This window comes from Micrococcus sp. KT16 (genome assembly GCF_003315015.1).
Classification (GTDB): domain Bacteria; phylum Actinomycetota; class Actinomycetes; order Actinomycetales; family Micrococcaceae; genus Micrococcus; species Micrococcus luteus.
Genome location: NZ_QNRG01000004.1, coordinates 143,489 through 163,210, shown reverse-complemented (window position 1 = coordinate 163,210; position 19,722 = coordinate 143,489). Strand labels below are relative to the sequence as shown.

At 72.2% G+C, this 19,722-nt stretch carries 20 protein-coding genes and 2 pseudogenes; 8 read left to right on the top strand and 14 right to left on the bottom strand.

Annotation, left to right across the window (positions count from 1 at the left end):
• Positions 1–39: 39 nt before the first annotated feature.
• The 6 genes and pseudogenes from DE149_RS05510 to DE149_RS11680 all read right to left on the bottom strand — a co-directional run bounded on the left by DE149_RS05510 (position 40) and on the right by DE149_RS11680 (position 2,665).
• Positions 40–429 carry a hypothetical protein gene (locus tag DE149_RS05510; protein ID WP_044658654.1) on the bottom strand — a complete coding sequence of 130 codons (390 nt, stop codon included), beginning with the start codon at positions 427–429 and terminating at the stop codon, positions 40–42.
• Positions 430–539: 110 nt separating this feature from the next.
• On the bottom strand, positions 540–1,133 hold the full coding sequence (locus DE149_RS05505) for a GNAT family N-acetyltransferase (protein ID WP_205810640.1): 594 nt from the start codon (positions 1,131–1,133) through the stop codon (positions 540–542).
• 78 nt (positions 1,134–1,211) lie between these two features.
• Positions 1,212–1,402 (bottom strand): annotated as a pseudogene (locus tag DE149_RS05500) (transposase); the annotation flags it as partial.
• A gap of 115 nt (positions 1,403–1,517) precedes the next feature.
• A complete protein-coding gene (locus tag DE149_RS05495; RefSeq protein WP_036317302.1) occupies positions 1,518–2,204 on the bottom strand; it encodes a helix-turn-helix domain-containing protein in 687 nt (228 codons plus the stop codon).
• A gap of 166 nt (positions 2,205–2,370) precedes the next feature.
• A pseudogene (locus DE149_RS11905) lies at positions 2,371–2,472 on the bottom strand (recombinase family protein); the annotation flags it as partial.
• A 25-nt stretch (positions 2,473–2,497) separates the two neighbouring features.
• A complete protein-coding gene (locus DE149_RS11680; RefSeq protein WP_186315055.1) occupies positions 2,498–2,665 on the bottom strand; it encodes a hypothetical protein in 168 nt (55 codons plus the stop codon).
• A gap of 159 nt (positions 2,666–2,824) precedes the next feature.
• On the opposite strand from DE149_RS11680, the gene DE149_RS05485 reads away from it, so the two are divergent.
• The gene (locus tag DE149_RS05485) at positions 2,825–4,147 is read left to right on the top strand and encodes a short-chain fatty acid transporter (protein WP_044658673.1); all 1,323 of its coding nucleotides are present in this window, start codon (positions 2,825–2,827) and stop codon (positions 4,145–4,147) included.
• Positions 4,148–4,325: 178 nt separating this feature from the next.
• Here the strand turns inward: DE149_RS05485 and DE149_RS05480 are convergent, their stop codons facing one another.
• Both DE149_RS05480 and DE149_RS05475 read right to left on the bottom strand, forming a co-directional pair.
• Positions 4,326–4,967: a thymidine kinase gene (locus tag DE149_RS05480; protein WP_010079593.1), complete on the bottom strand. Its 642-nt coding sequence runs from the start codon at positions 4,965–4,967 to the stop codon at positions 4,326–4,328.
• Positions 4,968–4,975: 8 nt separating this feature from the next.
• Entirely contained in the window at positions 4,976–5,419 is a 444-nt protein-coding gene (locus tag DE149_RS05475; protein WP_049147824.1) for a DUF3151 domain-containing protein, read from the bottom strand.
• A 174-nt stretch (positions 5,420–5,593) separates the two neighbouring features.
• On the opposite strand from DE149_RS05475, the gene DE149_RS05470 reads away from it, so the two are divergent.
• Positions 5,594–6,808, top strand: coding sequence for a hypothetical protein (locus DE149_RS05470; protein WP_036341081.1), 1,215 nt, complete (start codon positions 5,594–5,596; stop codon positions 6,806–6,808).
• 65 nt (positions 6,809–6,873) lie between these two features.
• On the opposite strand, the gene aceB is transcribed toward DE149_RS05470, so the two are convergent.
• Both aceB and aceA read right to left on the bottom strand, forming a co-directional pair.
• Entirely contained in the window at positions 6,874–8,637 is a 1,764-nt protein-coding gene (aceB, locus tag DE149_RS05465; RefSeq protein ID WP_080981726.1) for a malate synthase A, read from the bottom strand.
• A gap of 33 nt (positions 8,638–8,670) precedes the next feature.
• On the bottom strand, positions 8,671–9,978 hold the full coding sequence (aceA, locus tag DE149_RS05460) for an isocitrate lyase (protein WP_020626748.1): 1,308 nt from the start codon (positions 9,976–9,978) through the stop codon (positions 8,671–8,673).
• Between the two features lie 269 nt (positions 9,979–10,247).
• On the opposite strand from aceA, the gene DE149_RS05455 reads away from it, so the two are divergent.
• Complete coding sequence (locus DE149_RS05455) at positions 10,248–11,714, top strand: helix-turn-helix domain-containing protein (protein ID WP_020626749.1); 1,467 nt, start codon at positions 10,248–10,250, stop codon at positions 11,712–11,714.
• Positions 11,715–11,772: 58 nt separating this feature from the next.
• Here DE149_RS05455 and fbaA read toward each other — a convergent pair whose 3' ends face one another.
• On the bottom strand, positions 11,773–12,795 hold the full coding sequence (gene fbaA, locus DE149_RS05450) for a class II fructose-bisphosphate aldolase (protein WP_049147823.1): 1,023 nt from the start codon (positions 12,793–12,795) through the stop codon (positions 11,773–11,775).
• Positions 12,796–12,992: 197 nt separating this feature from the next.
• Between fbaA and DE149_RS05445 the strand changes: the two genes are divergently transcribed.
• Both DE149_RS05445 and DE149_RS05440 read left to right on the top strand, forming a co-directional pair.
• A complete protein-coding gene (locus tag DE149_RS05445; RefSeq protein WP_049147822.1) occupies positions 12,993–14,348 on the top strand; it encodes a lipase family protein in 1,356 nt (451 codons plus the stop codon).
• Between the two features lie 51 nt (positions 14,349–14,399).
• Positions 14,400–15,296: an SMP-30/gluconolactonase/LRE family protein gene (locus DE149_RS05440; protein ID WP_049147821.1), complete on the top strand. Its 897-nt coding sequence runs from the start codon at positions 14,400–14,402 to the stop codon at positions 15,294–15,296.
• Between the two features lie 134 nt (positions 15,297–15,430).
• Here the strand turns inward: DE149_RS05440 and DE149_RS05435 are convergent, their stop codons facing one another.
• Together DE149_RS05435 and DE149_RS05430 are read right to left on the bottom strand one after the other, a co-directional pair.
• Positions 15,431–16,072 carry an RNA methyltransferase gene (locus DE149_RS05435; RefSeq protein WP_233490714.1) on the bottom strand — a complete coding sequence of 214 codons (642 nt, stop codon included), beginning with the start codon at positions 16,070–16,072 and terminating at the stop codon, positions 15,431–15,433.
• Positions 16,069–16,437 (bottom strand): hypothetical protein, encoded by a 369-nt coding sequence (locus DE149_RS05430; RefSeq protein WP_020626754.1) that lies wholly within the window; start codon positions 16,435–16,437, stop codon positions 16,069–16,071. Before DE149_RS05430 ends, DE149_RS05435 begins: the two co-directional genes overlap by 4 nt.
• A 69-nt stretch (positions 16,438–16,506) precedes the next feature.
• On the opposite strand from DE149_RS05430, the gene DE149_RS05425 reads away from it, so the two are divergent.
• Positions 16,507–17,592, top strand: coding sequence for a magnesium and cobalt transport protein CorA (locus DE149_RS05425; RefSeq protein ID WP_049147832.1), 1,086 nt, complete (start codon positions 16,507–16,509; stop codon positions 17,590–17,592).
• Between the two features lie 28 nt (positions 17,593–17,620).
• Here the strand turns inward: DE149_RS05425 and pyrE are convergent, their stop codons facing one another.
• Positions 17,621–18,217 (bottom strand): orotate phosphoribosyltransferase, encoded by a 597-nt coding sequence (pyrE, locus tag DE149_RS05420; protein WP_041103612.1) that lies wholly within the window; start codon positions 18,215–18,217, stop codon positions 17,621–17,623.
• A gap of 58 nt (positions 18,218–18,275) precedes the next feature.
• On the opposite strand from pyrE, the gene DE149_RS05415 reads away from it, so the two are divergent.
• The gene (locus tag DE149_RS05415) at positions 18,276–18,719 is read left to right on the top strand and encodes a MarR family winged helix-turn-helix transcriptional regulator (RefSeq protein ID WP_049147820.1); all 444 of its coding nucleotides are present in this window, start codon (positions 18,276–18,278) and stop codon (positions 18,717–18,719) included.
• A gap of 58 nt (positions 18,720–18,777) precedes the next feature.
• Positions 18,778–19,686, top strand: coding sequence for an ammonia-dependent NAD(+) synthetase (gene nadE / locus DE149_RS05410; RefSeq protein ID WP_049147819.1), 909 nt, complete (start codon positions 18,778–18,780; stop codon positions 19,684–19,686).
• Positions 19,687–19,722: the final 36 nt, after the last annotated feature.

The window sequence follows — 19,722 nt, the reverse complement described above, 5'->3', positions numbered from 1 at the left end:
TCTAACAGTGTTCAGGAGCGGGGGGCCATGACCCCGACGTCAGCGCCTGCGCCGGTCCAGAGGGACCGGCTCGGGCCGGGGCTGCTCCTCGAGCGTCGTCGCCGCGAGGATGCCGTGGGCGGCGGCAGCGAGCACCGCGCCGAGCGGACCGGCCCCGACCGCCCGGACGCCGGCGTCGTCGATCACGTTCAGCACCAGCGCCGGAATGACCGCGGCCCCCATCAGCAGCATCACCCACGCGGTGGAGCCGGCTCCGGCGTCGAACACGTTGCGGCGAGCCTGCTCCGCCTCGACCCGGTGATGCACCCCTCGCAAGGCGAGCATCGCCCCGAGGGCCGTGACGGCCACCAGCGTCAGACCCCACCCCAGTCCCAGATCCTGCCGCAGCCCCGCGAACACACCAGCCGAACCCACCAGGGCAGATGCCACACCGATGCGCCACCGCCACTCACGCTCATTCCCCACCCGGCTCACAGCCCCATGCTGGCACACGGCCCTCGGAGGCGGAGCGGCAGATCATGCGGTCGTGGCCGGCGGGATCACTCCTGCGTAAGGGGCGGATGGAACTCCGAGGCGAGCATCGCGTAGGTGGCGCCATCCACCCAGCCGCGCGTGAGATGCAGAGACTCCTCCTTGAACGTGCCCTCGTGACGCATCCCCACCTTCTCCATGATGCGCAGGCTCGGAGCGTTGTCCGCGAAGGCATGAGCCTCCACGCGCCGCACACCCAGATCGTCGAACGCGAAGCCCAGCAGGGCTCGCGCAAGCTCGGTGCCATAGCCCTGCCCGGCCTGGCGCGGATCGATCGTCCAGCCGAGCTCGGCCTGGGCGTCCCGGGCTTCCTCCCGCGGGCCGCCCTGACTCCACGCGTCCTGCACCGCGACCTTCCCGACACCGACGATGACGTCTCCGGCCCGCACGGTGAGACGGTCCCCCGCCCCGAGGTAGGACTCGCGCAGCGCGTTCTCACTCTCCGGGCGGCCGGAGGTCCACGACCACACCTGCTCACGACGGCAGAAGCTCCACACGGCGGGTGCATCGAGACCCCGGAACGGGGTGAGGGTCAGCCGGCGGGCTCGCAGCGGGAAGCAGACGCCTCGACTCGCGGCGAGCTCCAGGAGAGGGGTGGCCATGACAGACAGGGTACGAACAAAAGTTCTCGAGTCAGCCCCCGGACAGACCAGTGCCCGCACCCTGCGTCGATGTCAGATCCACGCGGCCAGCCAGGGCCCGTTGACCTCGGGCAGATCCCGCCACGGAGTCCCGCACCTGCACTGGCAGATGATCGCTTCGACCATCGTGCGGGCATCCGAGAAGGGTCGGCCCTGCTGGCCCGTGCGGTCTGGAGCAGCGGGGCGATCAGCTCCGATTTGGCGTCGGAGACGACCTGGAACCGGGACATAGCTCCCCGGATCTCAGCGGGTCCCTGGAGCCATTCTCAGACACGCCCTAGGCCATCTCCAGCGCCGAGGCCCGCCTCACATCCGAGGAGGTCCTCCACGCTCAGGTGACGCGGCTCAGACACGATGCAACAGTCGATCGAGGGCCTCTCGCCCGGCGGCCCGCTCACGGACGTCGTCGGAGTCCATGAGGTCCAGCGCCACGACTGTTTCAGTGCGAAGCAGGGCGGAGGGATCCACGGGTGCAGGTATGTGGCGGATCACCACTTCCCCCGCCGCCGAGGCGTCGAGGCGGAGCCGCGACTGGAGAGCCTCCAGGTCGCCGAGCAGATAGCCCTCCTCCCGCTGGTTCCCTTCGACAGCGGCGAGCCCGAAGCGGCGGGCGAGATCCGACTGATCCAGGGCGGACACCCCCGAGGGCACGAGAACGTCGGCGAGCTTGGCTCGGGCTCGAGGCGAGGCGTGGAACCGGTGGGGCCGGGCCCTGTTCTCAGCCAGTCGGTGCATCTCGGCAGCGGTGAGCGTTCGCAGCCGGGAGCGCAGACGGGAGATCCGCGGCTGGTCAAGGAAGGCCCGTCCGTTTCCTCCGGCAAGGAGGTCGACGGCGGCCCAGGCGGTCCGCGGAGCCCAGGTGCGGCCGATACCCGGCGCCCTGCGGGCACGACGGGCCAGGGCGCGCTCATCGATGAACCAGGATTCTCCGAGGCGGCGGGCCGGCACATCACCGCGCTCGACGAGACGCCGCACATAGCGGTCGGAGACCTTGAGGCGCTCGGCGGCCTCCCCCACCGTCAGAAGAGTCATGCAAGAAGAGTACCGGAGTCGGGCCTGTTCATGCATGCCCGGGGAGCCCTGGCTTTGAGACCCTGTCATGCCATGCGCCGAGAGCGCGTGGCCCTCTCTCTAGAGCCGTACTCCACCAGAGCGGAGACGCGAGGGCCATCGACAGCAGCGCTTGGAAGGAAACAACACGCCCCAGGGCGATCCCTTCGGCCTGGCGCTCCTTGATCCTTCGACGCGCGAACTCAGCGAATGCGGCCTGGATGCCGAGCATGAGTCCGGCTACGGGGGAAGTGCCGGGCCTGGGCACCGTGATCTCACTCGGTCGAGACCCGCACGGTGCATCCCTTGTCGGTGAGCTCGTCCACGATCGCGTACAGATTCCGGGTGACCCGGCCGAGCCGGGCCACGACGTCGTCGACCGCTGGGGGATCGACCGCGCCGGCACTCTCGTCAGCGAGCTCCCGGCCAGGGACGCGGCCCACGTCCCGCCCACGACGATCGAGCGCCTAGAGTGATCCACATCACTCTCGCCGTGGCCTCTCACCCTGAACAGGAGCCTCATGTCCGCCACGTCCACACGTCCGCCCACACCCGGACCCTCGGGCCGTACCGCCCGCGAGGGCACGTTCTTCAGCCGCGCCATGCGCCCGCTGAACACGACGATGGAGCGGTTCATCCCGTCCTCGCTCGTGTTCACCATCGTGCTCACGTTCGCGGTGGCAGCCCTGTGCCTGCTGCTCACTCCGGCCGGGCCGGCCGACGTCGTCGTGGGCTGGGGTGACGGTCTGTCCGGACTGCTGGCGTTCATCACGCAGATGGCGCTCGTGCTCATGCTCGGACACATCCTGGCGAACACCGGCCCGGTGCGCCGTCTGCTCGCCAGGCTCGCCAGCATTCCCCGCACGCCCCTGGCCGCCTACATCTTCGTGTTCGTGGTGGCGGCGGCGGCCTCCCTCATCACGTGGGGCCTGGGCCTGGTGGTCGGTGCGCTGCTGGCCAAGGAGGTCGCGGCGCAGGCCCGTGAGCGCGGGCTGGTCCTGCACTTCCCGATGCTGGTGGCCGCCGGGTTCTCCGGGTTCGTGGTGTGGCACATGGGGTACTCGGGCTCCGGCCCGCTGACGGCCGCCACCCCCGGTTCGTTCCTCACGGAGAGCCTGGACGGCCGGACGGTCCCGGTCTCGGAGACCACCTTCTCCTGGTGGAACATCACCGCCGCCGTGGTGACCGTGCTCGTCGTGGCCCTGGCCCTGTTCCTCGTCGCCCCGCGCGCCGGGGACCGGATCGTGGAGCTGGAGATCGACGCGCGGGACCAGGACGCCGTGCCCGCACCGGAGATCGAGACGCCGGCGGACCGCCTCGACGCCTCCCGTGTCCCCACGCTCCTCGTGGGCGCCATGCTCGTGGTCTATCTGGTGATGCACTTCGTCGGCGGCGGCACCCTCACCCTGGACATCGTCAACTGGTCCTTCCTCGCGCTGATCCTGCTGCTGGTGCGCAGCCCGCACGAGCTGATCGGCCTCACCCAGTCGGCCGCGTCCAACGTGGGCGAGATCCTGCTGCAGTTCCCCCTCTACGCGGGCATCCTCGGCATGATGACGACCACCGGCCTGGTGGCGGTGCTCTCGGACGCCTTCGTGGCGATCTCGAACCCGGTGACGTTCGGCCTGCTGGCATTTCTGGCCGCGGGCCTCGTGAACTTCTTCGTCCCCTCCGGCGGCGGACAGTTCGCCGTGCAGGGCCCGATCATGCTCCAGGCCGGCGACGCGCTCGGCGTGGACCCGGCCATCACCATCATGGCCGTCTCCTACGGCGACCAGTGGACCAACATGATCCAGCCGTTCTGGGCAATCCCCCTTCTGGCGATCGCCGGGCTGAAGATGCGCGACATCCTGGGGTACACCACGGTCGTGCTGCTCGCGTCGGGGCTCGTCTTCGGCGGCACGCTCCTGCTCGTCTCGCTCTGACCCGATCGGCCGATGCCGGACGTGGCAGGACAGACGAAGGGCCCCGGGATCACCGGGGCCCTTCGCCTGTCATCACTCGCACCTTCATCACTCGCACCTCGATGAAGTGGTTCCACCGTACGAACCGAGCATGGGCGCAGCCGTCACGCAGCCTGGCAGTTGCCTGGCAATGGCCGCCTCAGCCCAGGGCACCGCCGGACTCCGCCAGGTAGCACGTGCCGCACAGGGACTCGTAGGTCACCTGGACACCGTCGATCGCCACCTGGTCCCCCTCGAACACGAAGTGCTCGGCGCCCGTGGCCGGGTCAACGACCTTGCGCGTGTTGAACACCGCCTTCCGGCCGCACCGGCAGATGGTCTTCAGCTCCTCGAGGGAGTGCGCCAGCTCCAGCAGCCGCGCGGAGCCCGGGAAGGAGCGGGTGCGGAAGTCGGTGCGCAGTCCGTAGGCGATCACGGGGACGCCGTCGAGCACGGCGATGCGCAGCAGGTCGTCCACCTGCGCCGGCTCGAGGAACTGTGCCTCGTCCACGAGCAGACACGCCACGGGCGGGGCCTCCACGTGCCCCACGAGGGCGTCCGGGTCGTCACCGGTGGCGTGCCGGCGGAACAGCTCCCGCACGTCCGCGCCCGCCGGGACGAGGAAGTCCACGGCGCGGGTCACACCGAGGCGGGAGACGACGTCGCCCTCCCCCTTCACGTCCACCTCCGGCTTGGCCAGCAGCACCCGCTGGCCGCGCTCCTCGTAGTTGAAGGCGGCCTGCAGCAGGCCCGTGGACTTGCCGGAGTTCATGGCCCCGTAGCGGAAGTAGAGCTTGGCCACGGCTCCGCTCAGCCCTGGGCGCGGCCCTGGCCGGCCTCGATCTGCTCTGCGGCCGTGGGGTCCGAGTCCCGCAGGAAGGTGCGGATGCGCTCGACCTCCTCGGACTCCCCGATCCCGGCGGCCGCGCGGCCCAGCGCGTACAGGGCGCGCAGGAAGCCGTGGTTGGGCTCGTGGGCGTACGGCACCGGGCCGGCGCCGCGCCACCCCGCCCGGCGCAGCGCGTCCAGACCCCGGTGGTAGCCGACGCGGGCGTACGCATAGGAGTCCACGGTCCGGCCCTCGGCCCACGCGTCCTCCGCCATGAGCGCCCACACCAGGGAGGACTCGGGCGCCACCGGCACGATGTCCTCGGGCAGGTCACCTGCCTCGAGCCGGGCCAGCACCTCCGGCTCCTCCGGCAGGCGCGTGGCCGGCGGCTCCATCAGGTTCTTGCCGATCAGGGACTCGGACATGGGATGCCTCTTCTCCTCGCGGACGATGCGGTCGCGGCCGAGTCTATCGACGGCGCCGGACGCCGGACGGATCGCCGTCCCCGCGTCCAGGACGGTCCGGTACCGTAGGCGCAGCGTCCGTCCGCAGCCCCACGCTCCCGGGGCCGGGCCGCCGATGCCGTCGAAGGAGCCTCCATGACCCACCCCGCGCCCGCCCGCCGCCGTGCCCCGCTGGCCGTCGGCGTCGCCGCCCTCGCCCTCGCCCTGGCCGGCTGCGGCTCGGCCGGCCAGTCCGGTGAGCCCGCCTCGTCGACCGCCGCGGCGCCCAGCGGATCGGCGGCCTCGGCCGCGGCCGGCTCGGCCACGGAGAGCCCCACCGACCCCGCGTCCGCCGCGGCGTCCCGCGTCCGTGAGGCCCTCGCGTCGGAGTCCGCCGAGGGCACCCCGCGCGCCGAGCCGCGTCAGGCGTTCGAGACCGTCGGCCCGGGCATCAAGGACGGCGCCGCCACCGAGGCCTGGAAGAACACGGCCGCGGTCCGCAACGACACCGTCTCCGTGATGGACTGCACGCGCGACGTCCTGGACCAGCGCACCCTGGACGCCGTCGCCACGCACATCCCGGACAGCTCGAACATCGAGATCGTGCAGCTGTTCGCCTCGCAGGACGAGACCCACGAGTTCCTCACCTGCGTCTACAACGGCTACTTCGAGTACAGCCCCGGCATGCCCCTGGCGCAGGTCCACTACCAGCACAACCTCGACGGCTCCCGCCTGGAGTGGTGCCAGGAGGAGCCCGCCGCCGTGGCGGACGAGTACACGTTCGACCCGAAGACCGGCAAGGGGCTGCTCGCCCTGCTGCGCCCCGGCATGGTCGGCGGCCAGGACGGCGCCCCCCTGCTGCCCCAGCGCACCGCGTGGGCCTGCTCCGAGGACGGCAGCGAGATGGTCTCCGTGACCATGGGCTCCATGGAGGGCTTCGGCGACGCCAACGGCGGCCTCACCCAGGTGAAGAACTCGCCGGTCGCGCAGAGCACCACCCTCGTCACCGAGACCCGCGACCACCTCGCGGACACCGTGCTGAAGGACGCCGGGGACTTCCAGGAGGTCATCAAGCTCAGCTCGCCGTTCTTCCTGAACGCGCAGATGGACGAGGAGACCCTGGCCCAGGCCCGGGAGATCCCCACCGGCCGCGTGCCCGACGAGCTGCTGAACAACCAGTCCACGATCGACCGCCCCGAGGGCGCCCCCGGCCCCGTGGCCCCCGGCCAGCCGCCGCGGCCGTTCCAGGGCGCCGCGCGGGAGGCCGCCGAATCCCAGCGGGCCGCGGAGGCGTCCGCCTCGGCGTCGGCCAGCCCGTCACCGACGAAGTCGGCTTCGGCCTCCCCGTCCCCCTCCACGTCCGGGGACTGACACCCGGCACGACGACGGCCGGTCACCTCGTGAGGTGACCGGCCGTCGTCGTGGGGCCCGGCGGATCAGGCCTTCGCCGCGGCGTCGTCCTGACCGGCGAAGTGCCGGCGGTACGCGCCCAGGGTGAGGAACGCCGGGTACTCCGGCGGCAGGGCCGACTCGCAGAACACGCGCACCGCGTCCTCGAACCGGTGGCCCTCGGGCAGCGGGCCGGCGAGGATCCGAGCGTGCTCCTCGCGGATCAGCTGCTCCATCCAGCCGCGGTTGGCGGTCCGCACGCCGCCCTCGGTCAGCTGCACACCGGTGCCGTTGTGTGCCCACTGCCAGATCTGGGACCGGGAGATCTCCGCCGTGGCGGCGTCCTCCATGAGTCCGTGGATCGCGGCGGCGCCGTTCCCCCGCAGCCAGGACTCGATGTAGCGGATCCCGACCTCGATGTTCATCCGCACGCCGGCCTCGGTCACCGAGCCCGTGGTCGCGGCGACGTCGAGCAGGGCGGCCTCGTCCGGCACCACGTCCTCGCGGCGGCGGGTGCGGATCTGGTTCGGGGCCTCGCCGAGCACGGCGTCGAACTCCTCCCGGGCGACCGGCACGAGGTCCGGGTGCGCCACCCACGAGCCGTCGAAGCCGTCGCCGGCCTCGCGGGCCTTGTCCGCGCGCACCTTCTCCAGCGCGGCGGCGTTGGCCTCCTCGTTCCGGCGGTCCGGGATCACGGCAGACATGCCGCCGATCGCCGAGGCGCCGCGCCGGTGGCAGGCCCGGACCAGCTGCTCCGTGTAGGCCCGCATCATCGGCTGGGTCATGGTCACCTCCGAGCGGTCCGGGAGGACGAACTCGGCCCCGCGGTCCCGGAAGTTCTTGATGATGGAGAAGATGTAGTCCCAGCGGCCGGCGTTGAGGCCCGCGGCGTGGTTGCGCAGCTGGTACAGGATCTCCTCCATCTGGAACGCCGCGGTGATCGTCTCGATCAGCACGGTGGCCCGGATGGTGCCCTGGGGGATGCCCAGCTCGTCCTGCGCCGCCACGAACACGCAGTTCCACAGCCGCGCCTCGAGATGGGACTCGAGCTTGGGCAGGTAGAAGTACGGGCCGTGGCCGCGGCGGATCAGCTCGTCGGCGTTGTGGAAGAAGTACAGGCCGAAGTCCACGAGGGCGCCGGCCATCGGCTCGCCGTCCACACGGATGTGGTCCTCGAGGAGGTGCCAGCCGCGCGGGCGGACGATGATGGTCGGCCGGTCCGTGAGCTCGCGCTCGCGCAGCCGGTACTCCTTGCCCTCGGGGGAGGTGAAGTCGATCCGGTCGCGGATCGCGTCGAACAGGTTGACCTGCCCGTCCAGCATCCGGTCCCAGGACGGCGTCGAGGAGTCCTCGAAGTCGGCGAGCCAGCCCGAGGCGCCCGAGTTGAGGGCGTTGATCGTCATCTTCCGATCCACGGGGCCGGTGATCTCCACGCGGCGGTCCTGCAGGCCGGGGGCCAGCGGCGCCACACGCCAGGAGTCGTCCTCGCGGACCCGGCGGGTGGACCGCAGGTAGTGCGGGTTCCAGCCGTCGGTGATGCGGCGCCGGGTGTACTCCCGCTCCTCGAGCAGCCGCCGGCGGCGGTCCTCGACCAGCCGGTGCAGGCGGCCGAGGAACGCCAGCGCCTCGTCCGTGAGGATCTCGGCCTGCCGCCCGTCGACCGGCCCGTGGACGGTCACCACGGGGGCGGCGCCCTCGGGGATGACGACGGGGATGGCCTGGGTGCTCACGTCATGCGGCAGGGGCGTGTGCTCCCGAACGTCGTCGGCATGGATCTCGTGCAGGGTGGGGGTCGTGGTCTGCGGGCTCATGGGACTGCCTCCTCGCGGTCTCGGCTGAGCGGATCAGTGGAACTGGCCGGACTCCGTGGAGCCCGCCAGGGCCACCGTGGAGCTGTCCGGGTTGATGGCGGTGGACACGGCGTCGAAGTAGCCGGTGCCGACCTCGCGCTGGTGCTTGGTCGCGGTGTAGCCGCGGGCCTCGTCGGCGAACTCGCGCTCCTGCAGCTCGACGTACGCGGACATCTGGCGCTCGTTGTATCCCTTGGCCAGGTCGAACATCGAGTGGTTCAGGGCGTGGAAGCCGGCCAGCGTGATGAACTGGAAGGTGTAGCCCATGGCGCCCAGCTCGCGCTGGAACTTGGCGATGGTGTCGTCGTCGAGGTTCTTCTTCCAGTTGAAGGACGGCGAGCAGTTGTAGGCCAGCATCTGGTCCGGGAACTCGGCCTTGACGGCCTCGGCGAACTTCCGGGCCAGCTCGAGGTCCGGCGTGCCGGTCTCCATCCAGATCAGGTCCGCGTGGGGGGCGTAGGCCTTGGCACGGGCGATGCAGGGCTCGACGCCGTTGCGGACCTTGTAGAAGCCCTCCGCGGTGCGCTCACCGGTGATGAACTCGGCGTCGCGCTCGTCCACGTCCGAGGTGATCAGGGTGGCCGCCTCGGCGTCGGTGCGGGCGATGATCACGCTGGGCACGTCGGCGACGTCGGCGGCCAGGCGGGCCGCGTTGAGCGTGCGGATGTGCTGGCCGGTGGGGATGAGCACCTTGCCGCCGAGGTGGCCGCACTTCTTCTCGGAGGCCAGCTGGTCCTCCCAGTGCACACCGGAGGCGCCGGCGGTGATCATCGACTTCATGAGCTCGTAGGCGTTGAGCGGGCCGCCGAAGCCGGCCTCGGCGTCGGCCACGATCGGCACGAGCCAGTCCTCGACGGTGCTGACGCCCTCGGCGTGCTCGATCTGGTCCGCGCGCAGCAGGGCGTTGTTGATGCGGCGCACCACCTGCGGCACGGAGTTGGCCGGGTACAGGGACTGGTCCGGGTACGTGTGGCCGGAGAGGTTGGCGTCCGCGGCGACCTGCCAGCCGGAGAGGTAGATGGCGCGCAGCCCGGCCTTGACCTGCTGGACGGCCTGGTTGCCGGTGAGGGCGCCGAGGGCGTTGGTGAACTCACCGCGGGCGTTCTCGTCCTTCAGCTGGGTCCACAGCTTCTCGGCGCCGCGGCGGGCCAGCGTGTGCTCCTCCTGGACGCGGCCGCGGAGACGGACGACGTCCTCGGCGGTGAAGCTGCGCTCGACGCCGGCCCAGCGGGGGTTGTTGTCCCAGTCGTGCTGGAGCTGTTCGGCGGAGGCGGGAGTGGAGTGGTGGGGCTGGGTGGTCATGACGTCCTCCTGAGGATCGGTCCGGTTCGGTGAAGGGTTCGGTGCGACGTGTCCGTCGCTGCCGTTGACATCCACCTTGGCCCCAGGCAAGGCCCTCTGGAGCACAAAATCGGTGGAAACTCCGGCCGTTCCTGCCACTGGGTCAGAACGTGACAGTCCTTGCGCCCCCATGTGGCCTGGATCACGGCAACGGCCCCCCGCTTGTCAAGAATGTGACTTTCTTTCCGAAACACGTGATCTCCTCCCCGGTTCCGTCTACAGTTCCGCGCATGATGACCCGCCCGCTTCCCGAGGACAGCGCGACCGTGGACGCCGTCGCGCTGGGCCGCCGCGTTCGGCACCTGCGCAAGCAGGCCGGCCTCACCCTGGACCAGCTCGCGGAGCGCACGGGAGTGAGCGGCTCGCACCTGTCCCTCGTGGAGAACGCCCGCCGCGAGCCGCGGCTCTCGCTGGTCCAGCGGATCGCCGAGGTCCTGGGCGTGCCGGTCGAGGACCTGCTCACCGGCCGGGCCCCCACCCGGCGGGCCGAACTGGAGATCGAGGTCGAACGGTTCGCGCGCTCGGAGCACTACGCCTCCCTCGGCCTGCCGCCGCTGCGCATCGGGCCCCGCACCCCCACCGAGGTCCTCGAGGTGATCGCGGGGCTGGAGGCCGAGCTGCGCCGTCGCCTGGAGGAGCAGGCCGCCACCCCCGAGGAGGCGCGCCGCGCCAACGCCCAGCTGCGCGCCCGGATGCGCGCGGTGGACAACCACTACCCCGACCTCGAGGCTGAGGCGCATCGGCTGCTCGACGCGATCGGCCACACGGGCGGGCCGCTGGGCCTGCACGCGGTCTCGGAGCTGGCCGAGCACCTCGGCTTCACCCTGCGCTTCGTCCCGGACCTGCCGCACTCCACGCGCTCCGTCACGGACCTCAAGCACGGGCGCATCCACATCAGCGGCTCCCGCTCCTCAGACCATGACCGCCGCACCGTGGTGCTCCAGGCCCTCGCCGCCGCCGTCCTGGGCCACGGCGAGCCGCGGGACTACGAGGACTTCCTCGCCCAGCGTGTGGCGGTGAACTACCTGGCGGGCGCGCTGCTCATGCCGCAGCGGGCGGCGTCGTCGCTGCTGCGGGCCGCCCAGAAGCGCCGGGACCTGTCCGTGGACGACCTGAAGGACGCGTTCGGCGTCTCCTACGAGGCCGCCGCGCACCGGTTCACCAACCTGGCCACCGTGGACCTGGGCATCCGCTGCCACTTCCAGAAGGTCCACGAGACCGGGGTGATCCACAAGGCCTACGAGAACGACGGGATCGTGTTCCCCGCCGACCACACCGGTGCGATCGAGGGCCAGCAGGCGTGCCGGAAGTGGGGCGCACGGCAGGCCTTCTCCCGCAACGACCGGTTCCGCGCCCACACGCAGTACACGGACTCGCCCAACGGGACGTTCTGGTGCACCTCGATGATCGAGAACGGCCCCGACGGGCTGTTCGCCCTCTCCGTGGGCACCCCGTTCGAGCATGCCCGGTACTTCCGCGGCGCGGACACCCGCCACCGGGTCACCTCCACGTGCCCCGATCCGCGCTGCTGCCGCCGCCCCGACCCCGAGCTCGAGGCCGCGTGGGGCGGGCACGTGTGGCCCGCGGCCCGCATGCACGCGCATCTGCTGGCGGCCATGCCCACGCAGACCTTCCCCGGTGTGGACGAGCGTGAGGTCTTCGAGTTCCTCCAGGCCCAGGAGGAGCGGGAGGGCTGAAACGACGCCGGCCCGCACCCTCACGCGAGGGTGCGGGCCGGCGCGGCGGACGGCGGGGTCAGCCGATGCTCTTGCCGGCCGAGTTCAGCTCGGTGCAGGCCTGGACCACGCGGGCGGCCATGGCCTCCTCGGCCTTGGCGCCCCACACGCGGGGGTCGTACTGCTTCTTGTCGCCGACCTCGCCGTCGACCTTCAGGACGCCGTCGTAGTTCTCGAACATGTGCCCGGCCACCGGGCGGGTGAACGCGTACTGGGTGTCCGTGTCCACGTTCATCTTCACGACGCCGTACTCCACCGAGTCGGCGATCTCCTGGGCGGCGGAGCCGGAGCCGCCGTGGAACACGAGGTCGAACGGGCGCTCCTTGCCGAACTTCTCGCCCACGGCCTGCTGGATCTCCTGCAGGATCTCCGGGCGCAGCTTCACGTTGCCCGGCTTGTAGACGCCGTGCACGTTGCCGAAGGTCAGCGCGGTGAGGTAGCGACCGTGCTCGCCGAGGCCGAGGGCCTCCACCGTGGCGATGCCGTCCTGGACGGTGGTGTAGAGCTTCTCGTTGATCTCGTGGGCCACGCCGTCCTCCTCGCCGCCCACGACGCCGATCTCCACCTCGAGGATCTGCTTGTTGGCGTGGGTGCGGGCGAGCAGCTCGCGGCCGATCCGCAGGTTCTCCTCGAGGGTCTCGGCGGAGCCGTCCCACATGTGGGAGTTGAAGATCGGGTCGCGCCCGGCCTTCACCTCGGCCTCGGAGGCGTCCAGCAGGGGCAGGACGAAGCCCTCGAGCTTGTCCTGGGGGCAGTGGTCCGTGTGCAGGGCGATGTTCACGGAGTACTTCTTGGCGACCTCGCGCGCGAACGCCGCGAAGGCCAGCGAGCCGGCGACCATGTCCTTCACGGAGGAGCCGGAGAAGTAGGCGGCGCCGCCGGTGGAGACCTGGACGATGCCGTCCGAGCCGGCCTCGGCGAAGCCGCGGATGGCGGCGTTCAGGGTCTGGGAGCTGGTGACGTTGATCGCCGGGTAGGCGAAGGCGCCGTTCTTGGCGGCGTCGATCATCTCGGCGTACTTCTCCGGGGATGCGATGGGCATGCTGCAGCTCCTAGGCGTCGTCGACTCGGGCAGGCGGGGGGAGCGCGGCGGGCGCGACACCCTCGGGCTCATCCTATCCGCGCGGCCGGACCCGCCCCAGGGCCCCGGGCCCGACGGCGACGCCGGTCTGGGCACGACCCCGCCGTTGGCTTAGGGTGAGCGGCGTCACATTCGCATCCGAGAGACCGGAGACCGCCATGGCCCCCGCCCACCGCCCCTCCCGCCCCCTCGCCCTGGCCGCCGCCGTGGCCGTCGTCGCCGGGTTCGGCGCGCCACACGCGGCCCTGGCCCAGGAGTCCGCCCCTGCCCCGGACGCGCCGGAGGTGAGCTCCGCCGTCGAGGACCTCTCGCAGCCGACCACGGCGGCCGAGGACGCCCGCTGGAACGCGGCCCGGGACACCCTGGCGGCCGCCTCGGCCGACGACCCCTTCTACCTGCCGCCCTCCGTCGTGCCCGCGACCCCCGGCGCCCTGATCCGCACCGAGCCCGCCGCCTTCTACCTGGACCCGGTGCGGCTGGTGCAGGTGCCGGCGCACGCCACGCGCATCATGTACGCCTCGCAGGACGCCCAGGGCCGACCCATCGCCGTGACCGGCACCGTGCTGACCCCCACCGCCCCGTGGACGGGCGGCGGCGAGCGCCCCGTGATCAGCTACGCAGTGGGGACCCAGGGGGCGGCGGACCGCTGCGCCCCGTCCCGCACCCTCTCCACCGGCGTGCAGTACGAGGGCGTCGGGATCACGTCCCTGCTGAGCCGCGGCCACGCCGTGGTCGTCACCGACTACGAGGGCCTGGGCACCCCGGGCACGCACACCTACATGGTCCGGGAGGCCCAGGCGCACGCCGTCCTCGACGCGGTGCGCGCGGCCGCCCAGGTCTCGGGGTCGGGCGTCACCGCGACCGCGCCGGTCGCGCTCGCGGGCTACTCACAGGGCGGAGGGGCGGCCGCGGCCGCGGCCGAGCTCGCGTCGGAGTACGCCCCGGAGCTGGACCTCAAGGGCGCCTACGTGGGCGCCCCGCCGGCGGACCTCGTGCAGGTCGCGGACCAGATCGACGGCGGTCTCTACGCGGCCTTCCTGCTCTACGCGATGGCCGGGCAGCTCGCCGCGTACGACGTGGACCCGGCCACGCACCTCAACGAGACCGGCCTGACGGCCCTCGCCGGCGCGGCCGAGACCTGCATGGTGGGCAGCCTCGCCTACGCGCACCTCGACTCCGCCACACTGACCCACACGGGGCAGGACTTCCCTGAGCTCGTCCGCTCCGATGCCGAGCTGGCCGGGATCCTCGCCGAGCAGCGGATCGGCGCACCGGGCCGCCGTCCGGACGTGCCGGTGATGATCGCGCACTCCGTCACGGACGACATCATCCCGTACCGCACCGGCCGCGACCTGGGCCGCCGCTGGTGCGCGGAGGGCGCGCGGGTGCGTTTCGACCCGCTCCTCACCCCGACCCACGTGGGCGGCCACGTGGCCTCGCTGCCGCGGATGGGGGCGTTCCTGGACGCGACCCTCGCCGACCGCTGGACCGCCGACTCGTGCGGGTGGTTCTGAGCCTCGGCTAGCGTCGGGGCCAGGACCGTCCCGCCCACCGAAGGAGCAGTCATGCGCGCCGAGCAGGTCACCGATCCCATCGCCTACCACGGCGAGGGCCCCGTCTGGGCCGCCTCGTGGGGCACCGCCGCCGAGGGCGTGACCGCCGGCGGCGGTCTGCGCTGGGTGGACATGCTCGCCGGGGACGTCCTGTCCCTGCGCGCCGACGGCACGGTGGACCGCACGCACGTCGGCGACGTGGCCGCCGCGCTGCGCCCGCGTGCGGGGGGTGGCGCCGTCGTCGCGGTGGAGCGGGGCTTCGCCCTGATCTCGCCCGAGGGCGAGCTGACGACGCTGCCCGAGCTGTGGGGCGCGGACGCCGGGATCCGGATGAACGAGGGCGGCTGTGACCCAGACGGCCGGTTCCACTGCGGCACCATGGCGTACGCCAAGACCCCCGGCGCCGCGAACCTCTACCGGCTCGCCCCCGGACCCGACGGCGGCGCCGGCGAGGTGGACGTCGTGCTGACCGGCGCGACGACGTCCAACGGCCTGGAGTGGAGCCCCGACGGCACGCGGGCCTACTACAACGACACCCCCACACGGCAGGTGGCCGTGTTCGACTACTCCCGCGAGGAGGGCCTGACGAACCGCCGCGTGCTCGTGGACGTGCTCGACGGGGAGGGCAAGCCGGACGGACTCACCGTGGACGCCGAGGGCGGGATCTGGGTGGCCGTGATCAGCCACGGGCAGATCCACCGGTACACGCCCGAGGGGACGCTCGACGAGGTGGTCGAGGTGCCCGTGCAGAAGACGACGGCGTGCACCTTCGGCGGCGACGACCTCGGCACCCTCTACATCACCACCTCCTGGGAGAACCTGGAGCGCGGCGAGGACCCGCTGGCCGGGGCCCTGTTCGCCGTCCGCCCGGGGGTGACGGGTCTGCCGGCCCGGCCCTTCGCGGGCTGAGGCCGTCACACCGCACGTCGTCGGCGCGGTCCTGCGCGGTCCTGCGCCGTTCTGCGCCGTCCTGCGCCGCGAGCCAGACGAATCTGCGGTCCAGAGGCTCCTTTCAGCGCGGAATCGTCTGGCTCGCGCCGGACTCAGGGGACGGCCGCGTGCTGCCGGATCCACGCGTGCATCGCGATGCCGGCGGCCACGCCCGCGTTGATCGAGCGGGTGGAGCCGTACTGCGCGATGGACAACACCGCGCTCGACGCCGCCCGCACCTCCGCCGAGAGTCCCGGCCCCTCCTGCCCGAAGACGAGCACGCAGGCACGCGGGAAGTCGAAGGTCTCCACCGGCACCGACTCGGGGAACAGGTCCACGCCGAGCACGGGCAGCCCCTCCCCCGCCGCCCACTCCGTGAACGCCGCCACCGTCTCGTGGTGGCGCACGTGCAGGTAGCGGTCGGTGACCATGGCGCCGCGCCGGTTCCAGCGGCGCCGCCCGATGATGTGCACCCCGGCGGCGTTGAACGCGTTGGCGGTGCGCACGACGGTGCCGATGTTCAGGTCGTGCTGCCAGTTCTCGATGGCGACGTGGAACGGGTGCCGCCGCGCGTCGAGGTCCGCGACGATCGCCTCGAGGCGCCAATAGCGGTAGCGGTCGAGCACGTTGCGGCGGTCGCCGTGCGCGAGCAGCTCCGGGTCGTAGCGGGGGTCCTCCGGCCACGGGCCGAGCCACGGGCCGACGCCGACCTCGCGGGGCGCGGCGCCGTCCTCGGCCGGCGCGGGCTCGCTCAGCGGCCGGCCTCGGACCGGTCGACGGCGGCCCAGGCGGCCCCGGCGGACACCGCGGCCACGGAGAGCACGGCCGGCCACGCGCCGATCTTCTTGGCCAGCGGGTGGGAGGCGCCGAAGCCGCCGAGGTACAGGGCGGCCAGGCCCCCGGCGACGGCCGGCCCCCGCTTGGCCAGCCACGTCCGGCCGGCGTACAGGCCGGCGGCGGCCAGCACGACGCCGCCGAGCGGGCGGATGCCGGTCTCACGGGCGGTCAGGTAGCCGCCGATCAGACCGAATGCGGTGACCGGGGCCGTGGAGACGGCGTGGGCGGGGAGCAGGGTCTTGCCGTCGCGGACGACGGGCGGGGCATGGCGCGGAGTCTTCATGGCGCCACCGTAGCGCGCGCATCCTGGAATACGCCGGGGGCCACCGTCGGGGAGAATGTCCTGGTGAGCATGATCGACAACGCCGTGTACGTGGACGGGCGGCGCGTCCACGCCCCCTCCACCCTCGAGGACACCTGGGAGGAGTGCGAGCGCACCGGCGGCATGGCCTGGCTGGGCCTGTACCGCCCGGACGTGGCCGAGCTCCAAGCGGTCGCGGAGGAGCTGCGCCTGCACCCGCTCGCCGTCGAGGACGCCCTCACCGGGGGCGAGCGCGCCAAGCTGGACCGCTACGGCGAGGACTCGTTCATGGTCCTGCACCCGGCCCGCTACATCGACCGCACCGAGACCGTGGAGTTCGGCGAGCTGAGCGTCTTCACCGGCGAGCACTACGTGGTGACGGTGCGTCACGCGGAGGAGCCTGACCTGGCCGCCGTGCGTCGGTTCCTGGAGACGGAGGGCCGCGAGCGCCTCGCGATGGGGCCGTGGCAGGTCACCCTGGAGATCCTGGACCGGGTCGTGGACGACTACTTCCCCGTGGCCGACGGCCTCGAACAGGACATCGAGGAGATCGAGGACCAGGTCTTCGCCGGCGACGGGCACGTCTCCCGGCGCATCTACGAGCTCTCCCGCGAGGTGCTGAACTTCCAGCACGCCATCCGCGCGCTGCCGTCCATCGTGGAGCAGCTCCAGGAGGAGGTGCGCACCCGCCTGCACGAGGACACCCGCCGCCTCGACGCCGACGGCCTGCCCCGGCGCGACGACGCCCACGCCTGGGAGGACGAGGAGCTCAGCGAGCAGGCGCGTCTCGAGGTGGAGAACCTGCGCCGCCTGCGCGACGTCCACGACCACGCCGTCCAGATCAACGAGCGCGTGATGACCATGCGCCAGATGCTCAACAGCGCCCTCGAGCTGGACTCGACGCTGGCCTCGAAGCGGCTGGCCGAGCAGTCGATCGCCCAGAACGAGCAGGTCAAGCAGATCTCGTCCTGGGCGGCGATCATCTTCGCGCCGCAGCTGGTGGGCTCGGTGTACGGCATGAACTTCGACGGCATGCCCGAGCTGCACTGGGCGTTCGGCTATCCGTTCGCCCTGGGACTCATGCTGGCGGTGGCCCTCACGCTGTTCGTGCTGTTCAAGCGCGCGGACTGGCTCTAGGCGGGCGGCGCGCGGGGCCGTCCGAGGCTCAGTCGAGGCCGAGCTCGTCCTTGCCGAACGCGTACAGGTACGGCACCCCCGCTTCCTCGGCCACGCGTTCGGCGGCGCCGGTCGCACGGTCCACGATCACGGCCACGGCCTGGACGTCGCCGCCCGCGTTGCGCACGCCCTCGACGGCGGTCAGCGCGGAGCCGCCCGTCGTCGAGGTGTCCTCCAGCACGACGACGCGGCGACCGTCCACGCCCGGGCCCTCCACCTGCCGGCCCATGCCGTACGACTTCTGCGCCTTGCGCACCACGAAGGCGTCGAGCGCGCGGCCTGCGGCGCCGGCCTGGTGCATCATCGCGGTGGCCACGGGGTCCGCACCCATGGTCAGCCCGCCCACCGCGTCGCACCCGATCCCGTTCTCCTCGAGCAGGCGCAGCATCACGCGGCCGATCAGCGGGGCGGCCTCGTGGTGCAGGGTGACCCGACGCAGGTCCACGTAGTAGTCCGCCTCCTTGCCGGAGGACAGGGTCACCCGGCCGTGCACCACAGCCAGATCCTGGATGAGCTGCTTGAGCCGCTCGCGGTCCTGCTCGGGCGTGGGGACGGTGGGGGTCTGCGCGTCGGTCATGCCGCCCATGCTAGTGCGGGCCCGACCGCCCCTGCCGCTTCCGTCCCGGACTGGCTAGGCTCAGGCCATGAGCGAGATCCAGCACGACGACGCCGTCCAGCATCCCTCCGGCCTGCCCCTGGCGCACTGGCTCACCCTCACCGAGGGCCTGATCGCGGCGCGCGTGGCCGAGAGCCTCGAGGAGCACGGCCTCACCCGCGCCCAGTGGCAGCTGCTGAACACCCTCACGGTGGCCCCGCAGTCCCGCGCCGAGCTCGAGGCCGGCTTCGAGGAGGAGCAGCGCGGCGCGGTGTCCGGTCAGATCGAGGAGCTGGTCGAGTCCCGCTGGGTGACGGTCGAGGGCGACCTCTACACCCTCACCGCCACGGGCCGCACCGCGGGCGCCCGCGTCGGTGAGGCGGTCGAGGCCCTGCGTGCCGAGGCGACGGCGGACGTCCCGCGGGACCAGATCGACGACGCCGTCCGCGTCCTGCGCCGCATCGCCCGCAATCTGGGGCACCCGGACGCGTGAGCCGCCGTCGCCGACCGCCCCTGTCCCCGTGCGCGGGGCCGGTCCTACGCTGACCGGCATGCGTGAACTCCAACAGCGGATCATCGCCCAGCAGGGCGTCCTCCCCGAGATCGACCCGGCGGCCGAAGTCGAACGGCGCGTGGCCTTCCTCGTCGACTACCTCGCGGCCACGGGCGCGTCCGGCTTCGTCCTGGGCATCTCCGGCGGCGTGGACTCCACCGTGGGCGGCCGGCTGGCCCAGCTCGCCGTCGAGCGTCGCCGCGCCCAGCTCGGCGTCACGGACGCCGTCGCCCTGGGCGGCCCCGACACCACTCCGCCGGGTGAGGCGGGGGTGGGCGCCGACGTCGTGCCCTCCCGCGAGAACCCCCGGTTCACCGCCGTGCGCCTGCCCTACAAGGTGCAGCACGACGAGGCGGATGCCCGGGCGGCCATGGACTTCGTGGGTGCGGATCAGGACGTCACCCTGAACATCGCGGAGGCCGTGCAGGGTCTGGCCGCCGCCTTCGCTGAGGCCGTGGGGGAGCCGATCTCGGACTACAACCAGGGCAACGTCAAGGCCCGCATCCGCATGACGGCCCAGTACGCGGTGGCCGGCGCCCACGGGCAGCTGGTGATCGGCACGGACCACGCGGCCGAGGCCATCACCGGCTTCTACACGAAGTTCGGCGACGGCGGCGCGGACGTCCTGCCGCTGGCGGGCCTGAACAAGCGGCAGGTGCGGGCGCTGGGCCGCGAACTCGGCGCCCCCGAGCCCCTGTGGAACAAGGTGCCCACCGCGGACCTGCTGGACGGCACGCCGGGCCAGACGGACGAGGCCGAACTCGGGATGACGTACGAGGACATCGACGACTACCTCGAGGGCAAGGACGTCCCGACCGAGGTCGCGGAGAAGCTCGAGGGCATCTGGCTCCGCAGCCGCCACAAGCGCACCACGCCGGTGACGATCCACGACGACTGGTGGCGCTGAGGCGCCGATCCCACGGTGTCCGCGCCCTTCGATAGC